22 protein-coding genes are annotated in these 25438 nt (G+C 48.6%); 5 read left to right on the top strand and 17 right to left on the bottom strand.

Annotated features, from left to right (window positions below; translation table 11 throughout):
* Positions 1–170: 170 nt before the first annotated feature.
* From NIA71_RS18035 to NIA71_RS18010, 6 genes are all read right to left on the bottom strand, one after another.
* Positions 171–1796, bottom strand: coding sequence for an amidohydrolase (locus NIA71_RS18035; RefSeq protein ID WP_253021138.1), 1626 nt, complete (start codon positions 1794–1796; stop codon positions 171–173).
* Between the two features lie 25 nt (positions 1797–1821).
* Positions 1822–3189: an APC family permease gene (locus NIA71_RS18030; RefSeq protein WP_253021137.1), complete on the bottom strand. Its 1368-nt coding sequence runs from the start codon at positions 3187–3189 to the stop codon at positions 1822–1824.
* 176 nt (positions 3190–3365) lie between these two features.
* Positions 3366–4559: a vWA domain-containing protein gene (locus tag NIA71_RS18025; protein ID WP_253021136.1), complete on the bottom strand. Its 1194-nt coding sequence runs from the start codon at positions 4557–4559 to the stop codon at positions 3366–3368.
* 1 nt (position 4560) lies between these two features.
* Complete coding sequence (locus tag NIA71_RS18020) at positions 4561–5403, bottom strand: AAA family ATPase (RefSeq protein WP_148395555.1); 843 nt, start codon at positions 5401–5403, stop codon at positions 4561–4563.
* Between the two features lie 27 nt (positions 5404–5430).
* Positions 5431–6027 carry a lysine exporter LysO family protein gene (locus NIA71_RS18015; RefSeq protein WP_148395554.1) on the bottom strand — a complete coding sequence of 199 codons (597 nt, stop codon included), beginning with the start codon at positions 6025–6027 and terminating at the stop codon, positions 5431–5433.
* On the bottom strand, positions 6020–6322 hold the full coding sequence (locus NIA71_RS18010) for a LysO family transporter (protein WP_148395553.1): 303 nt from the start codon (positions 6320–6322) through the stop codon (positions 6020–6022). The genes NIA71_RS18015 and NIA71_RS18010 overlap by 8 nt, the downstream gene beginning before the upstream one ends.
* Positions 6323–6506: 184 nt before the next feature.
* Here NIA71_RS18010 and NIA71_RS18005 point away from each other — a divergent pair, with 184 nt between their 5' ends.
* The 4 genes from NIA71_RS18005 (at position 6507) to NIA71_RS17990 (ending at position 11537) form a co-directional block, all read left to right on the top strand.
* Complete coding sequence (locus tag NIA71_RS18005; RefSeq protein ID WP_148395552.1) at positions 6507–7133, top strand: superoxide dismutase; 627 nt, start codon at positions 6507–6509, stop codon at positions 7131–7133.
* Between the two features lie 108 nt (positions 7134–7241).
* On the top strand, positions 7242–7673 hold the full coding sequence (locus NIA71_RS18000) for a MarR family winged helix-turn-helix transcriptional regulator (protein ID WP_253021135.1): 432 nt from the start codon (positions 7242–7244) through the stop codon (positions 7671–7673).
* Entirely contained in the window at positions 7670–8371 is a 702-nt protein-coding gene (locus NIA71_RS17995; RefSeq protein ID WP_148395550.1) for an ABC transporter ATP-binding protein, read from the top strand. Before NIA71_RS18000 ends, NIA71_RS17995 begins: the two co-directional genes overlap by 4 nt.
* Positions 8372–8375: 4 nt before the next feature.
* Entirely contained in the window at positions 8376–11537 is a 3162-nt protein-coding gene (locus tag NIA71_RS17990; protein WP_253021134.1) for an FtsX-like permease family protein, read from the top strand.
* 600 nt (positions 11538–12137) lie between these two features.
* Here the strand turns inward: NIA71_RS17990 and NIA71_RS17985 are convergent.
* The 3 genes from NIA71_RS17985 to NIA71_RS17975 all read right to left on the bottom strand — a co-directional run bounded on the left by NIA71_RS17985 (position 12138) and on the right by NIA71_RS17975 (position 15044).
* The gene (locus NIA71_RS17985; RefSeq protein WP_148395548.1) at positions 12138–13025 is read right to left on the bottom strand and encodes a DUF2971 domain-containing protein; all 888 of its coding nucleotides are present in this window, start codon (positions 13023–13025) and stop codon (positions 12138–12140) included.
* A gap of 11 nt (positions 13026–13036) precedes the next feature.
* A complete protein-coding gene (locus NIA71_RS17980) occupies positions 13037–14515 on the bottom strand; it encodes a YfcC family protein (protein WP_148395547.1) in 1479 nt (492 codons plus the stop codon).
* Between the two features lie 67 nt (positions 14516–14582).
* Positions 14583–15044, bottom strand: coding sequence for a hypothetical protein (locus NIA71_RS17975; RefSeq protein WP_253021133.1), 462 nt, complete (start codon positions 15042–15044; stop codon positions 14583–14585).
* 114 nt (positions 15045–15158) lie between these two features.
* Here NIA71_RS17975 and NIA71_RS17970 point away from each other — a divergent pair, with 114 nt between their 5' ends.
* Positions 15159–16031 carry a YitT family protein gene (locus NIA71_RS17970; protein WP_227754789.1) on the top strand — a complete coding sequence of 291 codons (873 nt, stop codon included), beginning with the start codon at positions 15159–15161 and terminating at the stop codon, positions 16029–16031.
* A 62-nt stretch (positions 16032–16093) separates the two neighbouring features.
* On the opposite strand, the gene NIA71_RS17965 is transcribed toward NIA71_RS17970, so the two are convergent.
* The 8 genes from NIA71_RS17965 to NIA71_RS17930 all read right to left on the bottom strand — a co-directional run bounded on the left by NIA71_RS17965 (position 16094) and on the right by NIA71_RS17930 (position 25433).
* Positions 16094–16399, bottom strand: a complete 306-nt coding sequence (locus tag NIA71_RS17965) for a hypothetical protein (RefSeq protein ID WP_148395543.1) — start codon at positions 16397–16399, stop codon at positions 16094–16096.
* 142 nt (positions 16400–16541) lie between these two features.
* Positions 16542–16802 carry a hypothetical protein gene (locus NIA71_RS17960; protein ID WP_253021132.1) on the bottom strand — a complete coding sequence of 87 codons (261 nt, stop codon included), beginning with the start codon at positions 16800–16802 and terminating at the stop codon, positions 16542–16544.
* Positions 16803–16814: 12 nt separating this feature from the next.
* Positions 16815–17201 carry an SHOCT-like domain-containing protein gene (locus tag NIA71_RS17955; RefSeq protein WP_253021131.1) on the bottom strand — a complete coding sequence of 129 codons (387 nt, stop codon included), beginning with the start codon at positions 17199–17201 and terminating at the stop codon, positions 16815–16817.
* A 21-nt stretch (positions 17202–17222) separates the two neighbouring features.
* The gene (locus NIA71_RS17950) at positions 17223–17588 is read right to left on the bottom strand and encodes a DUF2089 domain-containing protein (protein WP_148395540.1); all 366 of its coding nucleotides are present in this window, start codon (positions 17586–17588) and stop codon (positions 17223–17225) included.
* A gap of 389 nt (positions 17589–17977) precedes the next feature.
* Positions 17978–18661, bottom strand: a complete 684-nt coding sequence (tsaA, locus tag NIA71_RS17945; protein ID WP_253021332.1) for a tRNA (N6-threonylcarbamoyladenosine(37)-N6)-methyltransferase TrmO — start codon at positions 18659–18661, stop codon at positions 17978–17980.
* Positions 18662–18730: 69 nt separating this feature from the next.
* Positions 18731–24067: a hypothetical protein gene (locus NIA71_RS17940; protein WP_253021130.1), complete on the bottom strand. Its 5337-nt coding sequence runs from the start codon at positions 24065–24067 to the stop codon at positions 18731–18733.
* Between the two features lie 27 nt (positions 24068–24094).
* Positions 24095–24850 carry a hypothetical protein gene (locus NIA71_RS17935; RefSeq protein WP_253021129.1) on the bottom strand — a complete coding sequence of 252 codons (756 nt, stop codon included), beginning with the start codon at positions 24848–24850 and terminating at the stop codon, positions 24095–24097.
* A gap of 13 nt (positions 24851–24863) precedes the next feature.
* Complete coding sequence (locus NIA71_RS17930; RefSeq protein ID WP_148395536.1) at positions 24864–25433, bottom strand: hypothetical protein; 570 nt, start codon at positions 25431–25433, stop codon at positions 24864–24866.
* Positions 25434–25438 lie beyond the last annotated feature (5 nt).

The raw sequence follows: 25438 nt of genomic DNA, 5'->3' as shown, positions 1-25438 counted from the left end.
CCTCATTGCGAATTTGACAGCGTCTGGCCGTTGAAACCTGCGTAAAAAGTAAAATTTTGTTTTAGTTTTTTCCCAAATATCCCCACATCCTATCTGCAAGCCGCAGCCGCCCCGCATTCCGGTAAACTTCTGTAAAAACGTTTCACTACCAAACGCCCCATAGCCCGGGGTTAAGCCTCGTGGGTGATCTTCCCATCCATCATGGTTAAAATCACCTTAGCTTCCCGAATTTCATCTTCCGGTACTTCGAATAAGTTTCTATCCAAAACAATAACATCGGCCAGCTTACCGGGCTCCAGCGTCCCTAATTCATGATCTCGATTATATACTTTTGCAGCACCTAGCGTGTTTGCTGTCAGGGCTTCCGCCAGGGTGATAGTTTCGCCGTTTTCAACTCCTGCCAGAGTTCCATCGTAGTTCTTTCTTGTTACCGCCGCCCAAATTCCCGGGAGCTGATTGTAGTAAACCACAGGGAAATCCGTGCCAAAGGCCAGGTCCGCACCTGCGTCCAGCAGGGATCTGAAGGGCCATTCCAGCCTGCACCGATCTTTTCCCAGCCGGGTAATTTTTTCGTTGTGCTCCAGAGATAAATGTTCTCCCTGCATGGAAGCAACCACGCCCAGTTCCTTGAATCGGGACAGGTCCGCTGCATCAATCGTTTCAATATGTTCAATGGTATTGACCAGGCCATGATTGCCGTTAACCCGGATGGATTCTTCGAATGCATCCAGAGCCATACGCACCGCCCCATCCCCAAGGGCATGAATGCGAACCGGAAGGCCCGCCCCATTGCCTGCGGCAACGCTTGCATTCAATTCCTCCTGTGAAGCAAGGGGAACGCCGTCTCCGCAGGTATCAGGCCGGTCAGCATAGGGCTGGAGCAGAAGCCCGGTGTAAGTCGAGGTAACACCGTCCAAAAACCCTTTAAGTCCGCTGATTCTGAATTTATCCGAACAAAATTCCTGCTTCCAGGCCCCGGCGGTTTGAAAGTCGGTATATCCCATGAATTTGGTGTATACGTGGACTCGGCTGGTCAATTCGCCCCTTTCATCCATTTCCTTAAAGACCTGGTAGCGGTCATGGAATAGGTCTTTATAATCATCGGCGCTCATTTCGCTGAGGGAAGTAACCCCCTGCTTTGCCAGGCCTTTCATAAAATTGCTGACAATGGATTTGATTTGATCCGGCGGAAATGCATACATCTTTTCCCAGCCGATCGCAAGGGCGTCAGGCTCATAAACCAGCCCGTTCAGCTCCCCGTTTTCAAAAGTTCCCAGATAGCCCGCGCCCAGATCCATGTCAGCAGAGTAGCCGGATTCCGCAAGAGCGAGGCTGTTAAACCACCCTGTATGGGCGTCGGCGCAGTTCATATATGCCGGCCGGTCAGGAACCGCCTCATCCAAACTTATCTTCGTAGGCAGCGGCGCATCATTCCAATTGGCCGGATACCAGCCGAAGCCGCGGATCCGTTTTTCGTGGGGGTGCTTCCTGGCGTATTGCTTGATTTTTTCAATGGCGTCCTCCTCCGAAACAGAAGAAGTCAAATCCACCATATGGTCGCTGTCGGCGACCGCTCCCCACCACAAGTGATCATGGGCGTCCACAAATCCCGGCATAATCAGCTTATCTCCATAAGCATACACCTTCGTTTCTTGGGACCGATATCGATCGATTTCATCCCCCTTTAAAACATCCAGAATTTTGTTTCCTTTTATCGCCACTCCGCCGGCAAAAGGCTTTGCCTCATACCCGGTAAATACAGCGCTGCTTTTTAATATTTTATCAGCAAACTCCACGTTCACCCTCCTTTCATATCCATGCTTATAATTCGATGCTGACGCCCCGTTTCTTGTTGATGAGCAGAGCCGCCACGCCGATGGCCATCCAGATAAAGCCGATGATCATCGCCCACATGCCCAGATTCACCCAAAGGGCCATACATATGATGGTACCGCAGGCAGGCAGCACGATATATTTAAAGACAGCCGCCGGTCCCCGATTCCCTTCTTTTACCCAGTAATGAGCAAAGACCGATACATTTACCATGGCAAATCCCAGGAGTGCCCCAAAGTTGATCATTGTAGAGCCGATGTCAAGGCTGATCCAAATCGATAGCAGGGAAACAATTCCGATGAGAATGATGTTGTAATCGGGGACCTTATGCTTTTCGCTCACATGTCCGAAGAATTTTTTCGGAATCTGGCGGTCACGCCCCATGCCGTATAAAATTCTGGCGCATGCTGCTTGAGACGAAATGGCGGAAGCCAGACAAGCGATAATCATAACCCAGCAGAGCATGGTTGCCATGAATTGGCCTGCCAGGTATCCGATCAGCTGATAGGAACCGTTGTCCGGATCCAACTCTCTCCAGCCTTCCGGCCATGCAACCTGGAATAAAAAGGTCGCGATCACAAATAAAGCACCTGCACAAATGGTTATGATAATCAGCGCTTTGCCAATGGTCTTTGCCGGATCCTTGGCCTCTTCGGCCAGGGTGGTGACGGAATCAAAGCCCAGGAAACACAGGCAGAGAACGGCTGCGCCCGAAACAACGCCGCTCAATCCCACGTCGGACCATTCGGAAAGATTGATAAATCCATTGATATCAAATACGGAATAATCGTGCTGTCCAATGACCTTAACGGCAAAAATGATCGCCGTCAGTACAAAGGCAAACTGAATAATGATAAAGATATTATCAAAGGTTGACATTACTTTTACGCCAACAAGGTTGATCAAGGTTACGATTACAATCAGGATCACCATATCCAGCCACACCGGTATCCTCGGAAGAATCAGAGGAATAAACCCGGATGCGATAATGTAATTGATCATTGGGAGAAGAATATAATCCAATATAATTACCCACCCAGATAAAAAACCCACACTGGGATTGATCGATTTGGAGGTATAGTTATAAACCGATCCTGCGATGGGATAGGCCTTTACCATCTGTCTGTAGCTAAGCGCTGTAAAAAGCATCGCCACTGTCGCAATCAAGTAGGCAAATGACATCATCCCGTGGGTGCTCCCGTTAATCAGGCCAAAATACGAAAAAATCGTACAGGGCGCTAAATACGCGAACCCGAATAGACACACTGCCGGCAAGCCGAGAACGCGATTCAGCTCTTGCTTATACCCGAATTGTTCTAAGGAATTCTCTGATCCCTTAGGATGTTCGTTGTTCATATGTATGACTCCTTTCTCATTAAATGATAACGATTAAACTCACCGTTTTCATCCTATGTCCAGGATTCACACATTATTCATTTTTGAATACTCTGAAAAATACCTGCGAAACAAAAGACAGACGCAAGTCCAACCCCGCAACTGCCTTTTCACAAAAGCCTGTCAGGCTTGATTTTCTATTTGACCAGCAGCTTCTTGATCCCCTTCTCCAGCCCGTCCAGGGACAGCTCAAACATGGGGAACACTTCCCCCACCGCCTGAATGGTCTGCGCGCCGTAAGCCCATTCCCACTCGACCTCTTTAATGGGGTTTAGCCAGATTTTCTTTTTATATCTGCGATCGAACTTTTTAAGCCAATCGATGCCCAGTTCTTTGTTCCAAAGCCCAATAACCGAGTTTCCGCCCTTGCGGTAGAGCTCGGAAGGCGCCATGGCGGCATCGCCGACAAAGATCACTTTGTATTCACTGTCCAGATTGGAAAGCACCCAGCTGGTATCAATCCAGTCGCCCCGTTTGCACAGGGGTGTGTTGTACAGATTATCATAGATGCAGTTATGGAAGTAATACACCTTCAAATCCTTGAAATGACTGGACTTGCTCACCGCCTGAAAGAGTCGGTTGCAGAGGCGGCTGTAAGGGAGCATGGACCCGTCGGAATCGATGAGCAGCAGCAGCTTGACCGTATTTTTCCTCGGTTTATCGTAAACCAGACTCAAAAGCCCGGCGTTATCGCAGGTCTTATCGATGGTCTGGTCAATATCCAGCTCTGTCTTGGCGCCGTCCACTCTGGATGAATACTGGCGCAGCTTGCGGAAAGCCATCTGGAACTGGCGGATATCGAGAATATTATCCTGGCGGAAATCTCTGAAATTCCGTTCCCCGGCCACCTGAACTGCCGATTTATGCCGGCCTTTGCCGCCCACCCGGATTCCCTGGCTGTTGTAGCCGCCGTGGCCCATGGTGGATGTTCCGCCGGTTCCAATCCAGTAGTTTCCACCGTCATGCTTTTCTTTTTGCTCCTGGATCCGTTCATAAAACATTTGCAGCAATTCATCCAGTTCCCGCTGAATGTCTTCTGCATCGCCCTTATCGTTGATATCCCGCTCCCGCTGGTTTTCACTGAGCCATTTCCAGAACTCCTCCGGCAGATCCTCGGGAGTCTGGACGTTTTTGAAATACTCGGCAAAGACTGCGTCGAACTTATCGTAGTCGGATTCGCTCTTTACAAGAACGCTTCGGCACAGGTGGTAAAAGCCGGTCAGCGAGGATCCGCAAAGTCCCTTATCCAGAGCTTCGATCAGCGCCATCCATTCATTTATGGAGACTTCAAGGCCCTTAGCCCTGAGAAGATAAAAGAATTCTAAAAACACATTACCACCTCTTCAGCGAGTAGCCTTTTTCTTTGATTTCGTGCATAATATCGATGTCCTGGTTCTTTTTCAAAAGCACGCCCACAAAAGGAATTTCATCCTTGAGCTTGTTCACATTGACGCCGCTGATCATCAGCGCCTGCAGCCAGTCCAGCAGCTCAGAAGTGCTGGGTTTTTTCTGCAGCTCCTTCATGCCCCGGATCTCGTAAAAGGCTTCCAGCGCCTTTTGGCAGAGCTTGCGGTCGATATCCCCGTAGTGAACGCGGATGATTTCTTCCATCTTGCCTGTATCCGGGAATTCGATGTAATGGAAAATACAGCGGCGCAGGAAAGCATCCGGCAGTTCTTTTTCCGCATTGGACGTGATGATTACAATAGGACGGGTCTTGGTGCGGATGGTCTCCTTTGTCTCATTGATATAGAATTCCATTTTATCCAGCTCCCATAAAAGGTCGTTGGGGAACTCCAGGTCCGCCTTGTCGATCTCATCGATCAGCAACACCACCTGCTGGTCGGAAGTGAACGCTTCGCCCAGTTTTCCCAGCTTGATGTACTGTTTGATATCGGAAACATCTCCCTCTCCGAACTGGCTGTCGTACAGTCTTTGGACCGTATCGTAAACATAGAGCCCTTCCTGGGCCTTGGTGGTGGATTTGATCCCCCATATGATCAGATTCATGCCCAGGGCATCGGCGATGGCTTCGGCCAGCATGGTTTTTCCCGTTCCCGGCTCGCCCTTGATCAGCAGCGGCTTTTCCAGCGCAATGGAAACATTGACCGCGTTCATCAGCTCCGGCGTAACAACGTATTTGTCGCTTCCTTTAAAAACATCTAATTTTTTCATCGATTTCTTCTCCTTTTATATTTCAGCCTATACTCCGGCTATAAATCCCACTAAAACAGGTACTGCGATACTGAGAACCACTCCCGATAGAAAGGAATAGACCGCAATGTCCCCTCTTGTAGCTTTTTCAACGATGGGCAGGCACACATCCATGGCCGCAGCTCCCGGCAGCGCCACCGTTTCTATATACCCGATTTTTTTTGCAACAATCGGAATCAGCAAAATTCCAAACAGCTCCCGCATTACATTGTGCATGAAAGAAAGTGCGCTCACGTAGGTCGAATACTTGGAAAGCATCACTGGCGCCAGCGTATACCAGCCGAAGCCTGAACCAATGGCCAAGGCGTCACGGATGCCCAGGGACGGCAAAATCAACGCCCCTGCGAGAGAGCCGATCAAGGTACCAAAAATGATCACAAATGGAAAGATCAGAATACGCCATCCGGCTTTCTTGAAATTTTCTACTACGGTCCCTTCTCTTCCGATATCCATTCCCACAAAGAACAGCAACACGCAAAGGCCCGCAATCAAAACATTACCGGAAAGGTCAATGAACCAATCAGGGAGAAAAAAGTACCCGGCCAGAATTCCGGCGATTACGGAAATTAAAATTGCTCTAGTCATCGGTTTTCATGCCCTCCTTACTGAAGCCCAGCAGCTTTCTGGCGGCAAAAACTGCGCCCACGCTGCCCGCAAGGATCAAAAGGGTTAAAATGAACGCCGTAAGCCCAATCGACGAAAGGGATGCGATAACACTTTTATCAGCTCCGATGCGGCTTCCCATCGTAAAAACCAGGACGATAATCGCAATCAGCTGTACCTTTCCCGTCCACTTAAAGTCCTTTTCCGATTTTCTCAATTTGCTTCCGACGAAATAGCCGAAAAAGGTGATCGCCAGATATAATACCAATAAATTCATTCATTCTCTCCTTAAGTTTTCCCAAAACAAATCAAACATGCATATTATACCATCGATCCCTATCCCTTGTTAAGTCTTTTTCCAGATTGGCAGGCTGCCATGCCTCTTGGATCATGCCTATCAACAAAGCCTGCCGCGTTTCATAGTATATAAAAAGCAGTTTTAAATATGAAGGAGGACTTTTATGTTAGACAAATACCCTTTTACACCAATCACAATGCGTCACCCCTACTCCAGCTTTGTTCCATATCTGGATCCCAACACCATGTATTTTCATTATGATGTTATTTATAAAAATGCCGTCGAAACACTCAACCAGCTCATCGCAGCCAATCCCCAGTATGGCAGCTGGACGCTGCAGGACTTGATTTTAAAGGACATTCGCCAGGTTCCTGCTGTGACCGCCCAAAAGATGAAATTTTATGCAGGTTCTGTCTACAATCATGGCCTGTTCTTTGAGGGGCTTGATCCCAGCCGCGCTACTCTGCCCCATGGGAATCTTTTAAAAGCGATAAATGCCAACTACGGAAACTACGAAAATTTTAAGAACTTGTTTGTGGACGCGGCCAAAAGTGTCATGGGCAGCGGATGGGTATGGCTCAATTCAGAAGGCGGCGGCAAGCTCCATATTGCAACGACCGGTAATTGCAGCAGTCCTGCCATTGACAAGCTGATGCCGGTGATGGCGCTGGATGTATGGGAGCATGCCTACTATCTCAAGTATCCTGTACAGGTGGATCGTTTTGCGAGAAACTGGTTTGAGGTTGTTGATTGGGGCAAAGCAGAGGCTAGGTTCAATCAGAAGAAATAAAATTTCAGAAAATTGAAACTGTATATTGTACTGGCAAGCCGAATATAGTATAGTATAGTCAACCATATTGATTATACTATACTATTTACTTTTTGAAAGGACCAACCTATGGATAAACGGCAGCTGCGGGATTCCTTTTTAGGATCGCTGCAAAAAATGTATGATATGGAACTGGTTGCCCCATTGATGGAATTCTGTCAGGGAGAGATGCGGGTCCTTCTTTATCTGGACGTCCATAAAAAAGAAACCGTCTATCCCTCAACGCTGAGCGATTCCCTATTTGTTACCCGCCAAAGAATTACTACCATCCTCTCCGCTCTCCGCAAAAAAGGATACGTCATCATGGAGACGGCCCAGGAGGACCGGCGGCGGATGCAGGTTCGCCTCAGCTTGGCTGGCGGCCGCTATGTGACAGAAAAACGCAGGTTCGTTGAACAATATTTTGATATGCTGCTGGATGCCATCGGCGAAAAAAATATGTTGGAATTTCAGCGGCTGGTTCAGTTGACAGCAGAAAAGATGGAGGGGATTTCCAAATGAGCTATGTTACATTTCAGGATGTTTGTAAATATTACCACATGGGCAGCCAGACCATTGCCGCCGCCGATCATATCACCTTTTCCATCGGACAGGGAGAATTCTGCATCATCGTCGGCCCCAGCGGAGCCGGTAAGACAACAGTGCTCAACATTTTGGGAGGCATGGATTCCTGCGATGAAGGTACAGTCCTTTTAGATGATCGTATCGTAAGCAACATGAACGAAAAAGCGCTCACTGCTTACCGCCGCCATGACGTGGGTTTTGTATTCCAGTTTTATAATCTGGTTCAAAATCTGACTGCACTGGAAAATGTGGAGCTGGCCTCTGAAATATGCAGCGCACCTCTGCCTCCGGAAGAGGTGCTGCACTCCGTAGGCTTGGGTGAGCGCATGGACAATTTTCCGGCGCAGCTTTCAGGCGGCGAACAGCAGCGGGTGGCCATCGCCCGGGCATTGGCCAAGAACCCCAAAATTCTTTTATGTGATGAGCCTACCGGAGCTCTGGACTACAGCACGGGAAAAACAATTCTCAAGCTGCTCCAGGATTGCTGCCGCAACATGAATAAGACGGTAATCGTAGTAACCCATAACCAGGCGCTGACGCCCATGGCTGATCGGGTGATCCACATTCATAGCGGCAAAGTGTCCCGAACCGAAGAAAACAACCATCCTATTCCTGTAGAACAAATCGAGTGGTGATCTGATGAAACGCAATTACACCCGCACAATCACAAGAGAGATCAAACAGAGTTTCGGCCGTTTTGTGGCCATTATAGCCATCGTCGCTCTGGGAGTGGGCTTTCTAGTGGGGATCCTTTCCTCAACTCCTGATATGAAGGCCTCCGTAGATCAATACTACCAGGACAGTTCTATGTCGGATTTTAATATTAAATCGACCATGGGTCTGACCGGCGAAGATGCTGCGGCACTTGCTTCCCTTCCCCAGGTGGACCAGGTGATGCCTGCTTATGTGACGGATGTGCTCATGTCCACCGGCGAGGACGAGGTTCTGGCCGGACGAATCTATGGCCTGGAGCTTTCCAAAAACAACAGTGCTGCCTTCATCAACGATTTGACCTTGGTTAAAGGGCGTATGCCGAAAAAAACTGGTGAGTGCGTAATTGAAAAACCCAACGACTATATGTCCCAGCTGTCTATTGGTGATACCCTTGCCATCTCCCCGGATACGGAGGATCTTTCCGACACCTATCGGCAGCAAAATTTCACCATCGTTGGAATTGTCAACAGCCCTTATTATTTCTGCAATTCCAAAGAACCAGCCTCCGCGGGCAATGGACGGGCGGGTGTCATTGTCTATACAGACAGCTCCGCCTACAAGCTGGATGCCTATACCGATCTTTTCCTTACCCTTAAAAATGCGGGAGCCTCTTTTTCGGACGATTACAAGGATCATATTCAGACAGTATCCGATGAGATCGACGACCTTTCTGCGGTGCGGATCGCAGTCCGCTATGACGAGATCGTTGCAAAAGCAGAGGATAAGCTCAAGGATGCCAAAGAAAAACTAGATAAGGAAAAGAAAAAATCGGAAAAAGAGCTGGCTGACGCAAAAAAGCAGATCGATCAGGGCCAGCAGGAGATTGACAGTGGAACCGCCCAGCTGGGCAAAGCCAAGGCGCAGTTAAAGACCGGCGAGGCAAAGCTGGCGGATGGCAAAAAAGAACTTAAATCGGGAAAAGCCCAGCTGAAAAAAGCGAAGGAGGCGCTGAGTACTGGTAAGACCCAAGTGGAGCAGGCCCGAAAGCAGCTGAATGAAAGTAAAAAGCAATTGGACGCAGTAAAGGATCAAGTCCAGCAGGCAAAAGAAGCTTTGGCTGCTGGATATCCCTTGTCCGATGAAATGCTGGCCCAAATTGCTGCCTACGATCAGGGGCTCGCCCAATATGAACAAGGGCTTGCCCAAGTGACGGAGCAAGAAAAGAAACTGGCTGGCGCAGAAAACCAGATTAAAGCCAATGAAAAAAAGATAACCCAATCCCAAAAGGAAATCACAGCAAACGAAAAAAAGTTAGCCGATGCCAGGAAGACTATTTTTTCCAATGAAAAAAAATTGGCCGATGCAAAAAAGAAGCTGGATAGCGCACGCCTTGCGTATAAGGATGGAAAAGAAACAGCCGCAGCCGAGATTGCCAAGGCAGAGAAGAAAATTGACAAAGCACAAGCGGATATTGACGATCTGGACAAACCTGAATGGTACATCCTGGACCGAAATTCCAATGTCAGCTACGCCCGCTATCAGGTAGATGTGGAGAAAGTAGCCGATGTGGCCGCAGTCTTTCCTATTTTCTTTTTCCTGGTGGCCGCTTTGGTATCCCTCACTACCATGACCCGAATGGTAGAAGAGGAGCGGATTCAAATCGGTACTCTAAAGGCGCTGGGCTACAATCGGCGCACCATTATGGCCAAATACCTGATTTACTGCGGTGCGGCCACGGTTCTGGGCTGCGCCGTAGGACTGGCCAGCGGCTTTCAACTGCTGCCCACCGTTCTCTACAAGGCCTATGCCTCCCAATACGAACTGCCGGAGCTGATCCTTCAGTTCAACGGAAAATTTGCACTCATATCCTGTGGACTGGAAATTCTCTGTACCCTGGGAGCGACCTGGTTTGCTTGCAGCCGCACGCTTAGCGAGAAGCCTGCCGCTTTGATGGTGCCCAGAGCGCCCAAGGCAGGAAAACGCATTTTGCTGGAGCGGGCAACGGCTCTCTGGAAGCGGCTTTCTTTCAGCTACAAAGCCACTGCACGAAATATCTTCCGCTATAAAAAGCATCTTTTCATGACCATCATCGGCATTGCCGGCTGCACGGCGCTGATGGTCACTGGTTTTGGGCTGCAGGATTCCATGTCGGAAATCGTTCATACGCAATATGACCAAATCTTCAAGTATGATATGAAGATTGAACTGGTAGAAGATAAAACCGACTCCACCCTCCAGGATTTTCTGGACGGAAAAGCGCACACCAAAGTAAGCAGTCAGGCTGCAGAGGCTTCTTCTGCCGGTGGCAGCGAGAAGATCAGCACCACCCTTTATATACCGGAGAACGATCAGGCTTTTTGTCAATTTATTCTTTTGCGTCATCCCAGAAGTAATACCGCCATCTCCTTTGATCAGGATGGGGTGATCATGACTGAGAAAATGGCCGATGTACTGGAACTTTCTCCGGGAGATCGCTTTACGCTGAAAAACATCGATGATCAGACTGCCGAATTCACCCTCACCGACATTACAGAAAATTATGTGGGCTGCTACCTTTATATGGATCAATCTGTATATCGGTCGGCTTTCGGCGGCTTTGATTATAACGGTTATCTGGTGCAGTCTGGAATAAAGGGCCTGGCAGCTCAGGATCAGACTGCTCAGGGGCTTCAGGATTCGGAATATGTGGCGTCCTCTGAATTTAATTCTCAATTGAAGCAAAGCTATGAGGGGATGCTGTCCAGCATCAATCTGATCGTCTATGTGCTCATACTGTGCGCCGGCGCCCTGGCTGTAGTGGTTCTCTACAACCTGACCAATATAAACATCAATGAGCGCAGCAGGGAACTGGCGACCCTACGGGTTCTCGGCTATTATCACAATGAGGTGGCTCGCTATATTTTCCGCGAGATCGGACTCTTGTCCATTCTGGGAACACTGGCAGGGCTGGCCGCTGGGTTTGCCCTTCACCGCTATGTGGTGATCACTGCCGAATCGCCTGATTTTATGATGGGACGCGAAATCTCGCCCCTCAGCTATGTACTGGCCGCCCTGATCACCCTGGCCTTCTCAGCGCTGGTGGACGTTCTGATGATCTTTAAGCTGCGGCGCATTGAGATGGTGGAATCGATGAAGGCTGTTGATTAATCTCATTTTTTCTTCATATAAACGCGCGACAAAACAAAAAGGCGATTGCACGGTGACTGAAACCAGTCATGGTGTAATCGCCTTTTTAATGGAAAATAGAATAATATGATATGGGGTTTTTAGGGGAAATGAGGTTTTGCGAAAAAACTAAAAACAAATTTCACTTTTTACGCAATTTTCAACGGTTGCGACCTCTCCAAATCGGCCCACAGCAGCTGAGCACATTAAGCCCTCTTTTTTTCAATATCCGGCCTCGCAAACCCACAACTTTGTGTAAAAACGTTTCATATTTTTTAAAATTTACCGGATTTCAGCAACAGCTGAATAGGTTTCGGAAAAAAATGAAAACTAGTATGCTCTAATACTTATCTTTATCCGGCCTTGGGAGTTTCATAATAAATGTCGCCGCTGGTTTCTCAATTACGATCGTATATTTCATAGCTCTATGCCTTCCCGCTTTGCCAACTCTTCAAGCGTTATAGTATCATGCTTTTCCGGATCGTTATCATTCATATAATTGTCAACCAGCTTTTCATCTCTTTTTTACATTATATATGACTTCAATGTAAAGCGCAGGAACAGCAACGCATTCCACTTCCATCAATACCGCAGCGGTACGGAAGAAACCTTGCAGGTCTGAGGAAATCCGTAGTAATGAAGCATGTATTCAACTCCATTGACCGCCATTTCTTTATCCAGCGCAGGGCCGGCTGTTACGCCTGCGATCGCCCGCCCCTTTTCAAGAACGTCGATCACCAGGCAGGGAACTTGAATACCTCGAACCTTTCGGAATTGGTAACAGCACTCCGGTAAAGCATGGACCCGCTCATTTTCCGCGCAGATGACCAATCGAACCTCCCGCTCATGTGCAAAGGCGCTGTCTTTGTAGAATAAACTCATGGTTTCAAATGCCCGATCCAGCTTGGAAAGCAGCACCTCCCGTTCAATCTGAGACGGCAGTTTGCTCCATTTTGCCTGCGCTTGCCGCATGATTTGATCCAGGGCAGTCAACTTTCTCCGTTCATCATAGACAACGCCTCTGCACATGACGCTGCCCCGCCCGGCGGTGAGCTTTTCAACGATAGGATGTTCCCTCATCTGCCGGATCAGTTCCCGGGTATGAAAATGCAGATTATATCCGGCCGCATGGATACTGCGTGTATAATAATTCCACATAGGCAGGCTGTCCCGGTCTTTTGAACAGGACAGCACAAAGTAGCGCATTGCCCGCTTGTCGGACGGATTGGTATTGATCAGCTTATAAAAGATGGAATTGTTTTCCCCGAAATAGCGTCTTTCCACTTCTTTGATCCAATTCTTTTCCAGCGGAGCCTTCTGCAGATATTCCTTTAGGATCAAATAAAAATTCTTTCGTTCGCTCCTGTCGTTGAGGAAAAGACTATCAGTAAAGTATAAAGTCCCCGTCGAAAGAATCCCGCAAAGACCATCTGCGGAAGTGTAATGATAGATCCGATTATAATCGTCCATGCCTGCACCTTCTACAAAATAACGGCTAAACTGAGGATCACCAGCACCAGCAAGAACAAAATCAGCAGGAATTTCCAGACCCACTTGAGGTAAACGCCGTAGGAAACTCTTGCGATTGCCAGGGCCCCCATCAAAACTCCGCTGGTGGGCGTGATCAAGTTGACCAGTCCGCTGGCTGAAGCATAGGCAGTGATAATGACATCCCTGCCGACAGATGCGAAATCCGCCACCGGGGCCATGATGGGCATGGCAAGGGCTGCCAATCCGGATGAAGATGGAACCAGGAAGGAAAGGAGCAGAAAGAATAAATAGGACAAATCGACAAATGCCACCGAACCCATGGATTTGAGGGACTCCTCTCCCCAGTGGAGGATAGTGGCCGTCATGCCCCCGTCATTCATCACCACAGCGATTCCTCGGGTAATGCCGATGATTAAAGCTACCCCCAACAAATCCTTTGCCCCATTGAGAAATAATTCAATGAATCTCAGCTCTTTCCATCTCCAGATCAGTCCGCAGATAAAGGACGACAGCAGGAAGAGGATCGTAATATCGCCGAACCACCAGGAACCCAGAGGCGTGATATGTCCCAGCACTGTTCCCAAGACCGGAATGCCTAGTACCCATTTGTTAAAGTCTTCAAAAATGGTGATACCGAACTTGTCCGCCCAGGGAATGACCCCCAATACCATGATAAAAAAGCTGATGGCAAACACCCACAGAATTGCTTTCTGTTTTCCGGTCATGGCCTGGCTGCCTTCCGTTTTCTGTGAGAGGAAGTGCTGTTCATTGCTTTCTTTCATGTGGTAGACCAGCGATCTGGATGGATCGGCTTTCACTTTTTTCCCGTAGGACATGACAAAGAGAATCCCGATGATCAGTGTCACTACTAACAGGATTATCCTCAGTACGATCCCCTCGCCAATGGAGATGCCGGCAAACCCGGAGGCAATTCCGGTGGCGAAGGGGTTGACCGTAGAACCCAGACAACCGATGCCTGCACCCAGAAAAATTACTGCAAACCCGGTGATGGAATCAAAGCCGGCCGCGATAAAGACAGGGATTACCAATACATAAAAGGCAATCGTTTCCTCTGACATACCAAAAATGGTCCCTCCCAGTGCAAAGATGCACATAAGGATGGGGATCATGATTGTTTCTCTTCCAGAGAGTCTGGTTACGATGGATCCAATTCCCGAGTCAATGGCGCCGGTATCTGTCACCAGGCCTAAAAATCCGCCGATAACCAGAATAAATACGATAATATCGGTTGCGTTAAAAAATCCTTCGATGGGCGCCCGCAGCACTTCCCAAAATCCCTGGGGATTCTGTGCGATTGCCTCATAAGTGCCGGGAACCGGTTCCAAAGGCGTAGCGTTTTCATCTACATACTGGTAAGTCCCCGCCGGTACGATCCAGGTCAGGACAGCGATCACAATGATGATCAAGAACAGTATGGTAAATGCGCTTGGCATTCTGAATTTTTTCATAATAAAATCCTCACAATTCCTGTTTTTTGTTAGCTTGCACAGGTGTGAGGATTTTTATTCTAGTACACTATGTTCGGTCAATAAAGGAATTTCCGCAGCTGGGACAAGTGATTTTGATCGTCCCTTTTCCTTTGGGCACACGAACAGTCTGCCCGCAATTGCGGCAGCGGTAAAAACTAAATTGGGCGTTTTCGTTTTCATTGCCGCCGGCCGCACCTGGACCATAACCGGTATTTGTGTTTCCGCCTTTCCAATTATTCACTGTGCCGCCCTTCTTCTTACGGCTGAATTTGGCGCGAAGGGCAAGATACTTCTGATTTTCCCGCTGTCTTTTGTATATATTTCTCGATATGATGCGAAAATATGCATAGATTAGCAGCGCGATTCCTGCCAAATAGACAAAGCGGAATCGAATGAGATTGGACAATAATATAACGACCATAGACGCAATGATCAAGAATTGTCCAAAAGCGTCAAACCCATATCGCCCCTGCATAAATTGATATAACTTCGCTCTCCAGTTGTTCATTGTTTAACCTCTTTTTCCAAATCGTTACTTTACATTCTAACACATTTCTCATATTATGATAGTGGTTTTATAGAAACTTCATCAAGACATCAAACGAATTTCTGGAGGTAGATTATGAAAAAGTGGATCAGCGTGATTGGTATTTTAGCAGGCAACTTAATTCTGGCCCTCAGTGTGGCAGCCTTTGTCATTCCTAGTAATCTGATGGCAGGAGGCACCACCGGGCTCGCGCTCTGTTTGGAGCATTACTTCGGCATTCCTATAGCTGTTTCTGTGGCCGCGGCCAATGTGACCTTGTTTGCCGTGGGACTGGTCTGCCTGGGACGCAGGTTTGCGGTGACTACGCTGATCAGTACGTTTCTATACCCACTGCTTTTGGACTTGCTGCAGAAGCTGGATGTTCTGCAGCATTTGACGGACAACCTGTTGTTGGCGGCCGTTTTTGCAGGAACACTTATGGGTCTGGGCGTCGGACTGGTATTAAAGGTCGGTGCATCCACCGGAGGCTTCGATATTCCGCCGTTGATCTTTCATAAAAAATTCGGAATTCCCGTCAGCGCCAGCCTCTATGCCATCGATACCCTGATCATTCTGGCACAAGTAACCTTTTCTTCTCCGGAAAAAGTCCTCTATGGAATCATTGTCGTCTTTCTCTGTTCAGCAACCGTCAATAAAGTGATGGTTATGGGCAGCAGCAAGGTACAGCTAATGGTCATCAGCAAAGATTATCAGGCCATCAGACAAGGACTCCTTCAAAAGCTGGACTGCGGCGCTACCCTGGTAAACATCGAAACTGGATTTACCGGCGAAAAGCAATTAGCCATTATGAGCATTCTCACCGGCCGCAAGCTCAATGAAGCCAAGAAGCTGATTCAGGAAATTGACGGCAATGCCTTTATGGTCATCTCTTCCGTCACCGAAGTACGGGGACGCGGCTTTACTCTTGAGCGGCAAGCGAACCTTTTGGATGATCATCCAAAAGAGTAGTCTACTCAGCGCAGAGTCCATCATACAAAAAATTCCCGAAAATTCCGGAACTTTTAATCCTGTCAGCTCAATAAATCGATCAAGTCCGGCAGACGCAATTTCAAATCGCTCAACAACAATTCCATTTCCAGCATTTTTTCTTTTCGTCTTCGTTCCTGGTCGATACGGTCAATTTGCAGCAGCACAGATTCCAGCTCTTTTCGCATGTATTCTTTGAGTAAGTCTTTCATAAAATCATCATGCTTCAACATCCGCTCTGCTTCGTCATCGGTCACATCTGTATTCCACGTCATCAGATAACGTTTTGCCAGCGCCTTTTGACGGTCCGCCCTGCTGCGGTTCATCATAACTTTCGCAATATCGTTCATACCCAATGTACTATTTCCTTCAACCATGCTTCATCAATAGTTAAAGTTATCCTTTCTACTTCTATTATAGAGATCGAATGGATCAAGAAATAGTGGTAATATTCGGTAATTTTACAGTAGGAAGTGATTTTACCGGTTTCGCTTACAAGCGGATCGACACGTAAGTGCCGTCTGCTTCAACATGGACAAGCTCCAAGCCTTTATAGGGTTTTAGGCTGCCCCAGCATTCCTGCCATAAGAACGCAATCGTCTGCTTTGTGAGCAACTGATCATAGGGCGGCTCTACCTTTTCGCGCATTTTGGCAAAAGCCGCTTCGGGCACAGCTCGCAATACCAAGCCGACCATGGATAACGGCGCCGGCATGGAAAAGTTCACGTCCTCTGTACGGATTCGAATCCACATGACACTTCCCCTCTATTTATCTACGTAAATGCGTACAATTGTTCCGTCCGCCGCTGTCACGTTCACAAAATCGCCTTCCACTTCATCGTCCAGGCATTCGCAAACTGCATCTATCATGGCCGAAAGATCCATGCCTTCCAAGTTCTTATCCGGAATTGGAAGCTTTCCGGTGGCCTTTAATATTTTCTTTACCGCCCCGACCGGGAATTGAATGTTAACCTTATCTCCTTTTTCACTATCTACAATAATGCGGAACATCTTTTTATCGTAATTGCTGTGCATTGTTACCGCAATCTCCTGCTGATCGTCTGCACCGACGGCCTTCATCAGTTCAGCTGCTTCATCGGCGGTAATCGTACCTTCTTCTACCATTTTTAAAATTCTTAGTTTTTCGTCCATTGTCTTCCCCTCTCTTCCTCATTACTTTAATTTTTCAATCGCTTCTGCTGCGGATATTTCACCTCGTTCCAACGAATTCAGAACTTCTTGGCGCCGGCTTCGTTCCTCTTCTTTATCCGCGCTGTTCTCGTACCCCAATTTTTTAATAATACCATCCAGTTTGGCTCGTACGGTTGGATAGGAAATCTTCAATTCCTTTTCCACTTCTTTGATATTCCCCCGGCAGCGGATAAATGTTTCGGTAAAGTAAAGTTCTTCGCCGGACAGATAATCAAATTTGCTCAGTGAAAAGTCGTTTTCAATCACAGTTCCGCAGTCTCCGCATTTGAGCCGCGCTGCTCTTAACTCCCCCTGGCAGACCGGACACTGACTGATCACTTTGTTCATTCCCAGGCCCTCCTTTCCGATGTCTTTACTTTACACCCGCTACTTAAAAATGTCAATATATTAATTAATATTTTTAATGAACCGATTAATATATTTAAGTTTCTAAGCAAAATTCCGAATTTTAGAAGCTGCCCCACCCGGTTGTCCCGGGCCGCTCCAGACTTTCCGGATTTTCCGGAAAAGTTCTGCAAAAACGAAAAAAATTTACGCAAAGTTGTAGGGCGGCAGGTCCTCAAACAGAAAAAAGCGGGGGAGCCCCGCTTTTTTCTGAATTTGAGAAAGCGCAATCGTTGAAACGTGCGTAAATTCGATGAATTTTTTTGGTTTTTTCCGACAAACTGGCAAACTGGCAAACCGGCAAGCAGCAAAACCCGACGATCTTCTCAAACTCATACGGGCGCCACTTCACAAACAATCAGCCGCAAATCCGCGACTCGAAAGCGGACTTCGAATCCAGCAAACTCAAATCCGTAAATCCGATCCGGATCATTCTGGTAAGAAGGCCTGGGATCCTGGCGCAGCGCTCCAATCAGCGCCGCCTGTTTTTCCGCCGGAATAAGGCCCAGCCACTTTTCAGGAAAAACAACTTCAAGCCCGTAGTCCCTGAAAGCAGCGCTGAACCCGCCCTCAGCCTCCGGACAGCTGTCCGCATGGGGAATATAGGGCTTAATATCTAAAATGGGAGTGTGATCCATAAGATCAGCACCAAGCACGTGCAAGACCGGGCCCAGATGTGGATCAGCTTCAATCGCTTTCAGTTCCACGCAGGACAATCCGATAGGATTGGGCCGGAAAGGGGATCTGGTGGCAAATACACCCATTCTTTTGTTGCCTCCCAGCCTTGGCGGCCGTACGGTGGGCGACCAGCCCTGCCCCGCGGAATGGGAAAATTCCCAGATCAGCCAGATATGGGAGAATTCCTCCAGACCCCGCACCGCTTCCATTATGCGAAATTCCGGCTCAAAGATAATCCTTCCTTCCAGTTCCTTTACCAGCCCGCTCTGGCGGGGTATTCCAAATTTTGTAGAAAAATCGGTACGGATATACCCGATCGGTTTTACCTGCCGCATAATCGACCACTCCCATCTGATGTCTGTTTAGCTGATCTTACTGCAAGATGGGCCCTCTGTCAATCAAAAACACTAGTCAGAAACGATTACATTATAGGGCACCTTTTGATCACCCAGGGTGAACAGCAGCCGATACGTACCCGGAGCCTGGTCTTCCGGAATTTGAACAGACAGCTGTTGTGACCCGGAACCCGTTGTAATCGCTTCATTTCCAGTCACCGTCCACGGGGATGCAAGGGGAACATAATTTTTCTCTTCTTTCTGCTGAACAGCCACCTCAATCTTGAGGCCCTCGCCGCTCTTTTGGTTTTCAACTGAATAATCTGCCTTAAAGGAAAGTTTCGTACCACTGGCTGCTATGCGTTTCTCATCATCAGCAGCCACCTTGATCCCATAAACAGGGTTGGCCTCAACCGTATAGGTTGTGCTTGTTTTGACAAGCGGGGCCGCTGTTTTGCCTGTACTGTGCCCGGTTGAAAATAATTCCGCGTTTATCACTTGGTCCTCCGCCGCAAGGCCAGCCGATGCTGTGGTATCCATAATCACCTCCTGGGCATCAGATAGAGACAGATACACCTTCCCCTGATTGGGATAATAGGTTTTCCCGTTATATTTGAACAACGTCCCCTTGGGGAAAGATTTGCCCGCTGCTGGAGAAAGAACTGCTACTGCATCTCCGCTCAGCCGGGTATCGCTCCCAGCTGAAAAACTCAATGAAAAAGTATGTTCTCCCCTGGATAATCCATTACCGCCGGACAGAGAAATTGCTGCTGATCCTGGATTTATGGTAAAGCTTGCTCCTATGGAGTCCGCGCCGTCTTCCGTCCGCAGCCGCAGGCTATGGTCACCAGTTTTGATTGATTCTTTTGCTGATTCAAAATCGACAATCATTGCAAATGGCGTTGTGCTTAAATTTCCAGTGAGCGTTTGTGTCGTATCCGACCACATAAGTGTATAGTCCTTCAGCTGAATTTTGCTGTCTGTTTCTGCACCGGTCACTTCATAGGTATAAAAGTTTGCAGGTTGAATGAGTGTGATCCGAGTTCCTTCTGGCAGCGAAACCCTGGTCCCGCTATTGTCTTGCAATTCCAGCCACAGGCTGGCTACCGCCGTTTGCTGGCGAAGAGTAAATTGGGCAGTGATGGCACTCTTTGCATTGATGCTGACTGAATCAGACGGAGTCAGGCCGTTATACTGCCTCCCGGACTGGACATCGATTTTTGACACCGCCGATTCCTTCCAGTTGACCCTCAGCGTAACATCAAACGTCTCTGCAGGATTAACGCTGCTATCGCTCAAGGTCAGGACGATTTCATCTGCTGTATCTTTACCATGGAAATCCTTCACATTCTTTAATGTAAACAGAACCGGGGCTTCATAACGGCCATCTGTCTCTCCAATTACAGTCGCAGTGCTGAACGCTCCCAGATCCAAGGTTTTATTCTTTATGGACTTCCAAGCCTGGTCCTGTTCCGGCTCCATTTGAATCGCAAAGCTATGATCCGTAATTGTACCATTAACAGGTACCAGACTGCTGCTTCCCTTTGTAACCTTGGTTAAAGAAAATGTATGATCACTTCCTGAGGGAATGAGCAGCTTTCCGGTATAGCTTCCGCCCTGGGTCGCATAAAGATCCACTGTTTGTGAGGTAAGAGCTGTGGCCCTGGTAACGATCTTCACCTTCATTGTGGTCGTTTCCTGCAGCACATTCTTACTATCATAGCGGTTCAGTACCACTTCCACTGTACCGATTTCTTTACTGCTTGTGATCCCCTCATTATCATAGGTCAGATAAAATTGGATCTGAGGCTCTACAAGGGTCTCTTCAATCGAACCCATGCTCGTATTAATGATATTGTTCGAATCACCCGCATTCATTGAACGCTGCGAAACGACTTTCCCAGCAGCTGCAGTCCCAAATCCGCTGCCGCTTTTCATATATAAGCCAAACGAAGACAGAGGATCATCCTTAATCTTTTTTTGTTCCTTCTCTGTATCGATTGGCGTCGAAGCATTGTTATTCTGATCAGATGTGGTCCAGGCAGACGTTTCGTTTTTTGCGGCCTCTGTGAAGGTAACACCGCTTGGGGCAGTGATACTTTGAATCTTGTAGGAAGAATCTTTCGCTGCCGGCGGAAGATCAATCTCACCGGCCGCTACAGAAAATCCATCCGTACCATACCCGCTGTCACCAGACTGCAGGGTTCTGGCTGTCAGTACGGTCTCCCTCACCGCCTGAACCTGGGTGCCGTTGCGCACCTGCCAGTATCGATAAGTGGTGTCCACGTTCGTAAATGAAATCGTCTTGCCCTCCAAATCAATAAAGCCGCCGTCCGAATCTCCGGTATTTGGGTTTTGCCGCGCATATGCGTAAGCATCTGCCTTTTCTCCCGCAGCCAGATAGGCGTATCCCTTTACAGGGCCGTAATTTGAATCTGAATAAGCAACGCGGAAAATTGTGCCTGTATTGAGCAGCAATGTATTGGGGCAGCTTGTAATCCCCTCCTCCTTTACGTCCCGCGCCGACCCATCTAAACTCTGAAATTTTGCCAGTTCGATAACCGGAGATTCCAGTACCAGCGTACTGCCGCTCTGGAGTACCAGTCCGGTTCCCAAACCATCTGTTACCTTATCTTCTCCGTGATCACCAACCCGGTTCAGGGAGTACAGAGCAGTCTGATCCTTATTGGCTGCGTCCGATTGACCGGTCAGCTGTACATGCGAATTGAGCAGCAATACCCGGTCAGCCCGCTGGATCGCTTTTAAGCTGCGGGTCGCTCCGCTTGCGGCCTTTTTTTCATTTTCTGTCCGCACGCCGTAATTTTTCAGGGTGACCAGACGGGTTGAGCCTGCATCACAGGATGCGCCGCTGCCAAAGACCCCGCCCGCTATTGTCATCTGATGCGCATTATTATTTTGCCCCGTATCATAGTTCGTCCCATCAATATATACATGAGAAGTGCCTTTTACGGTGATATCATCGTACCCGGCAGCGCCGCCGCCATAATCGCCGCCGGCATAAACAGATCCGCTGACAGACAAAGCCGATGGGTTTAAATCAGGTTTATCCTCAGGATGTTCCTGATAATACTTACACTCTCCCAGAGCTCCCTCGCCAATATGTAAATGGGTCGAGCCATTGACCGTCCCCTTATATCCGCCTCCGAATACATTGTGGTCTACCGTACCGCCGACCAGGTTCACAAAGACCAAATCCGGCAGCGCTGTTCCCGCAGACACATCAGCACCATCGTTACTCAGCTCGCTGCCGCCATAAAGATTTTTTTGGACCCATCCGCCCGTCATATTGACCGTAGAACGTCCTTCAACCAGTACCTTATTCGTTTCTCCCAGAGCTCCGCCGTAGACCGAACCCTGTATGGTTCCCTGCTTTATATTGACCGTTGTTCCGCCCTTTACAGCGCCTTTCTCGCCGCCTCCGTAAACATTGCCTTCGATTACTGTGTTATTGTTCTCACCGGAAAGCGTAACCTCTGCGGAGCCTGTTACATCTGCAGTCTTGCCGCCGCCATAAACGTTGCCTTTAACCCTGCCCTTTGAAATCACAACCTGAGTCTTACTTCCCACCTTCGCAATCTCACCGCCGCCATAGATGCTGCCCTCAACCGTCCCGCCGGAAAGCGTAACCTTGGCCTCTGCCCCAGTGTCCACTCTGGCGCACTGTTCATAGCCAGTCTTGTTAATTCCCCTGCCGCCGCCATAAATGCTGCCTTTAACCGTGCCTCCCTCTATCGAGATATCAGCCTTTCCGCCCAAATAGGCATTTTTTGTGGTATCATATTTTTTATCCGATGCAGGCTCGAACCCACTTCCGCTGGCATAGATATTGCCCGTAACTACAGCATTGTCTGCAATGGTGATCGTCGCTGTTCCAAGCATGCTCCCAAACAGATCTTGAGATTCAGTAAATGATTTGCCGCTATCTGGGGCGACGATCGCTCCATCACCGCCCTGGCCCGCTGCAAAGACATCCCCTACCGTACCGCCGCTAATCTTAATGTCTACCTTACCGTCTTTCGTAACAAAAGCAGCCGATCCGCCGCCATAAATGTTTTTTGCGTTCCCGCCGTAAACTTCAATGGACAGATGGCCGGTATAGGTAGGAATACTTTGATTCCGACCCGTTCCCGCACCCAGGACATTGTTGACCGTTCCTCCTGAAATGCGGATGGCTGTATTACCCCAGAAATCGGACGGCGCAGCATTAAACCCCTGATTACCTCCAACCAGGGTCCCTACCTTCCCTCCAGCTACCGTAATCTCTGCCTCTGCATTTATTACCTGTCCGCTGGCATTGCCTGTAATAATGGTGTCTACCTCAGCCGTTCCGGATATTGTGATCTTTGCGGGCAGGTTCTGTGCATCAAGGCTTGGGTTACTTCTCACATAACCGGCAATTCTTGTTGTTTTTCCGCTCCTGACTACAATCTCCCCGACCTTCTTATTAAGAATCTCATTATTTCCAGCTCCATACAAATAGAAGTATCTTGCTCCGTTAATCCCTTCTATGTTCCCGTAATTATTTACCCCTTCCCCGATTGTTATGTTATGCCCCTGCCCGTATATATGTTCGATCCCGGTTGCTTTCATCTTTTGCAGGCACAGGTCATCGTCCAGATTAACAAAGGATTCCGTCTGATCCGTTGTCCATTTCTGACTTAACTCAGCATCCTTCTCAGGATCGCCCTCTATGGTTACCGGAACGGATTTATCCCTTGCAAATAATGTTATCTCCCTGCCAGTACCCAGACTATACTTTCCCTGGATTAGGATTTTATTATTCTCAACCGTCCCCCCATCGGCCGCTTTGGTCAGCTTACCAGCCGCCGCATCCAGAGTGTTAACCGGCTGGTCTTTTGTTCCATCATTGGTATCGACTCCAGTGCTCTGATTTACATAGACCGTCTTTTGTGAAACGGCAGCAGCCGCAGGGGATGACTTGACCGAAGATTTGGCAGCAGCCGCAGCTTTCTTTGGCTCTATGGGCTCCTTTGTCTCATCCCTGTCAGCAGACCGCCATACGGACTTCAGGGCAACCGTAGTTTTTTCACCTACTGGAAAAGCTGCACCTGCCTTTTGGGCAGCCACAGAATCATCAGCGCCTTTTTCCTGCCAGCCGGCAAAGGTATCCCCATCCCCTGCTTCCTGCTTGTGAAGCGCCGCGATTTCCGGAGGACATTCGGGCAGGAGGACCGCACCGTCTGATACCGGCAGCTGCAGCCGGACCGTATCATCCATGGTAATCAGAACGGTATGATCCTCTGCATAAACCTGCCTGCCTGCCATTCCCAGTGTGAACAGAAGCAGGCACACGGTCAGCAGTGCCACTAAAATGTCTGCCTTTTTCTTCTTTTGCATAACGGATATTTGATCTTTCTTCATTCTCATGCCTCTCCCTCCGCCTCATCCATAAGATCAGGTTGCCTTCGCTGTCATATCAATTTCATTCTCAAAGGGTACCAGTTCTTTTTTTAAGTTTTGCTTCGTTTCCTTTTTCAGCAGTACCAGTGAAAAAACACCTTTTTCTGTTACCGTGAACTGATAGCTGTCCCCTGGCTTTGTTACCCGGCTGTCGGTGGCATCGGGAACAACATTTTCGGGAAGTTTCAACGTAATTGCCTGCGTTCCTTCTTTTGTGCAGGTCATCGTTAATACCGCAGCCGTGCTGCCTGCTGTATCATCCACCTGATATTGATTGCCCCCGGTCAATTGGAAGCTTGCTTTCAGTTCTTTTTTGTAAGGGGCCGTACTGGTAGCTGTCACCTCCACCTGATCCTTTCCCGAAGCAGGTGTAATGGTGATGAAATTCGTAGTTTTCTGGCTCCCTATCAGTTTGCCTGTTTGTGGATCATTTACTGTTCCACCGGTTACCGTGACCTCGTATGTAATGTCTTTCTCCGTGATCCGCTTTGAATCCGCAAAATTGTGCAGTTCAATGGTAAAGCTTCCCGTCTGAGGGTCAATATACCGGATCGGCGCCTTTTCCCCTGTCTTTACCTCTTCCAGTAAATCGCTGGTGAAATAGAAGTCTGCCGCACCTGCCAGCTGGGAGCCGCTGTCCCAGGTCAACACGTATCTGGCTCCCGCAATACCGGCCAGAACGAGGATCGCGGCCAGGCAAATGAGAAGTGGTCGTTTCAGTTTGTCTTGTATTTTAAAGCATTTTTTCACGCTGCACCTCTTTTCATGCCCCGGGCGTTTTCTGCACGGCCTCTACGTTCAGATATACCGAGTCGATCTCGGCGCTATACTCAGCACTGTTTTTATCAGACGGCCATTGAACCGTCAGCGTATAGGAATGGGTTTCTTTTGCAGCTGCCGGCAGCTTGCCGCCGCTCCAGGTGGCTTTTTCGGATGGCGAGGCCGCTGGAGAATCAAGTCCGCCAGAATCTGCCTGTAAGGAATACGTTAAAGGCAGGTTTCCTGTTGTCTCAATGGAAATCGTGTATTCCATGGCCGTTTCGCTGATTGCAGAGCCTTCGTAATTGACAACTGAAAATGGCAGCGTTTTCTTCTGTCCCGGCTGCAGGCCGGCAAGGGCTAACTCGCTGGTCAGATCCAGACTCTTCACGCCATCTTGATCTTTCACATGAAAGACAACCGAGGCTGCACGGGCTTTTTCTCCGGCAGTATCGGAGCTGACATATTTGGCCAGGGTCCCGGAAAGCGCCCACAAGGAAATCAAACACAGGCAAAACAAAACAGCGGCCGTTTTCCATGCCATATTTTTTTGCTTGTTCTGCCTCTGTTCCATGCCGG

It is taken from the genome of Ihubacter massiliensis, from assembly GCF_024125305.1.
GTDB lineage: Bacteria > Bacillota > Clostridia > Peptostreptococcales > Anaerovoracaceae > Hominibacterium > Hominibacterium faecale.
This window is presented reverse-complemented; position numbering and strand designations above follow the sequence as displayed.

What these genes read in the sequence shown, in the direction of transcription:
- NIA71_RS18030 (WP_253021137.1), bottom strand. Translation starts at nt 3,189, where the DNA reads ATGAACAACGAACATCCTAAGGGATCAGAGAATTCCTTAGAACAATTC.
- NIA71_RS18020 (WP_148395555.1), bottom strand. Translation starts at nt 5,403, where the DNA reads ATGAAAAAATTAGATGTTTTTAAAGGAAGCGACAAATACGTTGTTACG.
- NIA71_RS18015 (WP_148395554.1), bottom strand. Translation starts at nt 6,027, where the DNA reads ATGACTAGAGCAATTTTAATTTCCGTAATCGCCGGAATTCTGGCCGGG.
- NIA71_RS18010 (WP_148395553.1), bottom strand. Translation starts at nt 6,322, where the DNA reads ATGAATTTATTGGTATTATATCTGGCGATCACCTTTTTCGGCTATTTC.
- NIA71_RS18005 (WP_148395552.1), top strand. Translation starts at nt 6,507, where the DNA reads ATGTTAGACAAATACCCTTTTACACCAATCACAATGCGTCACCCCTAC.
- NIA71_RS18000 (WP_253021135.1), top strand. Translation starts at nt 7,242, where the DNA reads ATGGATAAACGGCAGCTGCGGGATTCCTTTTTAGGATCGCTGCAAAAA.
- NIA71_RS17995 (WP_148395550.1), top strand. Translation starts at nt 7,670, where the DNA reads ATGAGCTATGTTACATTTCAGGATGTTTGTAAATATTACCACATGGGC.
- NIA71_RS17990 (WP_253021134.1), top strand. Translation starts at nt 8,376, where the DNA reads ATGAAACGCAATTACACCCGCACAATCACAAGAGAGATCAAACAGAGT.
- NIA71_RS17985 (WP_148395548.1), bottom strand. Translation starts at nt 13,025, where the DNA reads ATGGACGATTATAATCGGATCTATCATTACACTTCCGCAGATGGTCTT.
- NIA71_RS17980 (WP_148395547.1), bottom strand. Translation starts at nt 14,515, where the DNA reads ATGAAAAAATTCAGAATGCCAAGCGCATTTACCATACTGTTCTTGATC.
- NIA71_RS17975 (WP_253021133.1), bottom strand. Translation starts at nt 15,044, where the DNA reads ATGAACAACTGGAGAGCGAAGTTATATCAATTTATGCAGGGGCGATAT.
- NIA71_RS17970 (WP_227754789.1), top strand. Translation starts at nt 15,159, where the DNA reads ATGAAAAAGTGGATCAGCGTGATTGGTATTTTAGCAGGCAACTTAATT.
- NIA71_RS17965 (WP_148395543.1), bottom strand. Translation starts at nt 16,399, where the DNA reads ATGAACGATATTGCGAAAGTTATGATGAACCGCAGCAGGGCGGACCGT.
- NIA71_RS17960 (WP_253021132.1), bottom strand. Translation starts at nt 16,802, where the DNA reads ATGTGGATTCGAATCCGTACAGAGGACGTGAACTTTTCCATGCCGGCG.
- NIA71_RS17955 (WP_253021131.1), bottom strand. Translation starts at nt 17,201, where the DNA reads ATGGACGAAAAACTAAGAATTTTAAAAATGGTAGAAGAAGGTACGATT.
- NIA71_RS17950 (WP_148395540.1), bottom strand. Translation starts at nt 17,588, where the DNA reads ATGAACAAAGTGATCAGTCAGTGTCCGGTCTGCCAGGGGGAGTTAAGA.
- NIA71_RS17940 (WP_253021130.1), bottom strand. Translation starts at nt 24,067, where the DNA reads ATGAGAATGAAGAAAGATCAAATATCCGTTATGCAAAAGAAGAAAAAG.
- NIA71_RS17930 (WP_148395536.1), bottom strand. Translation starts at nt 25,433, where the DNA reads ATGGAACAGAGGCAGAACAAGCAAAAAAATATGGCATGGAAAACGGCC.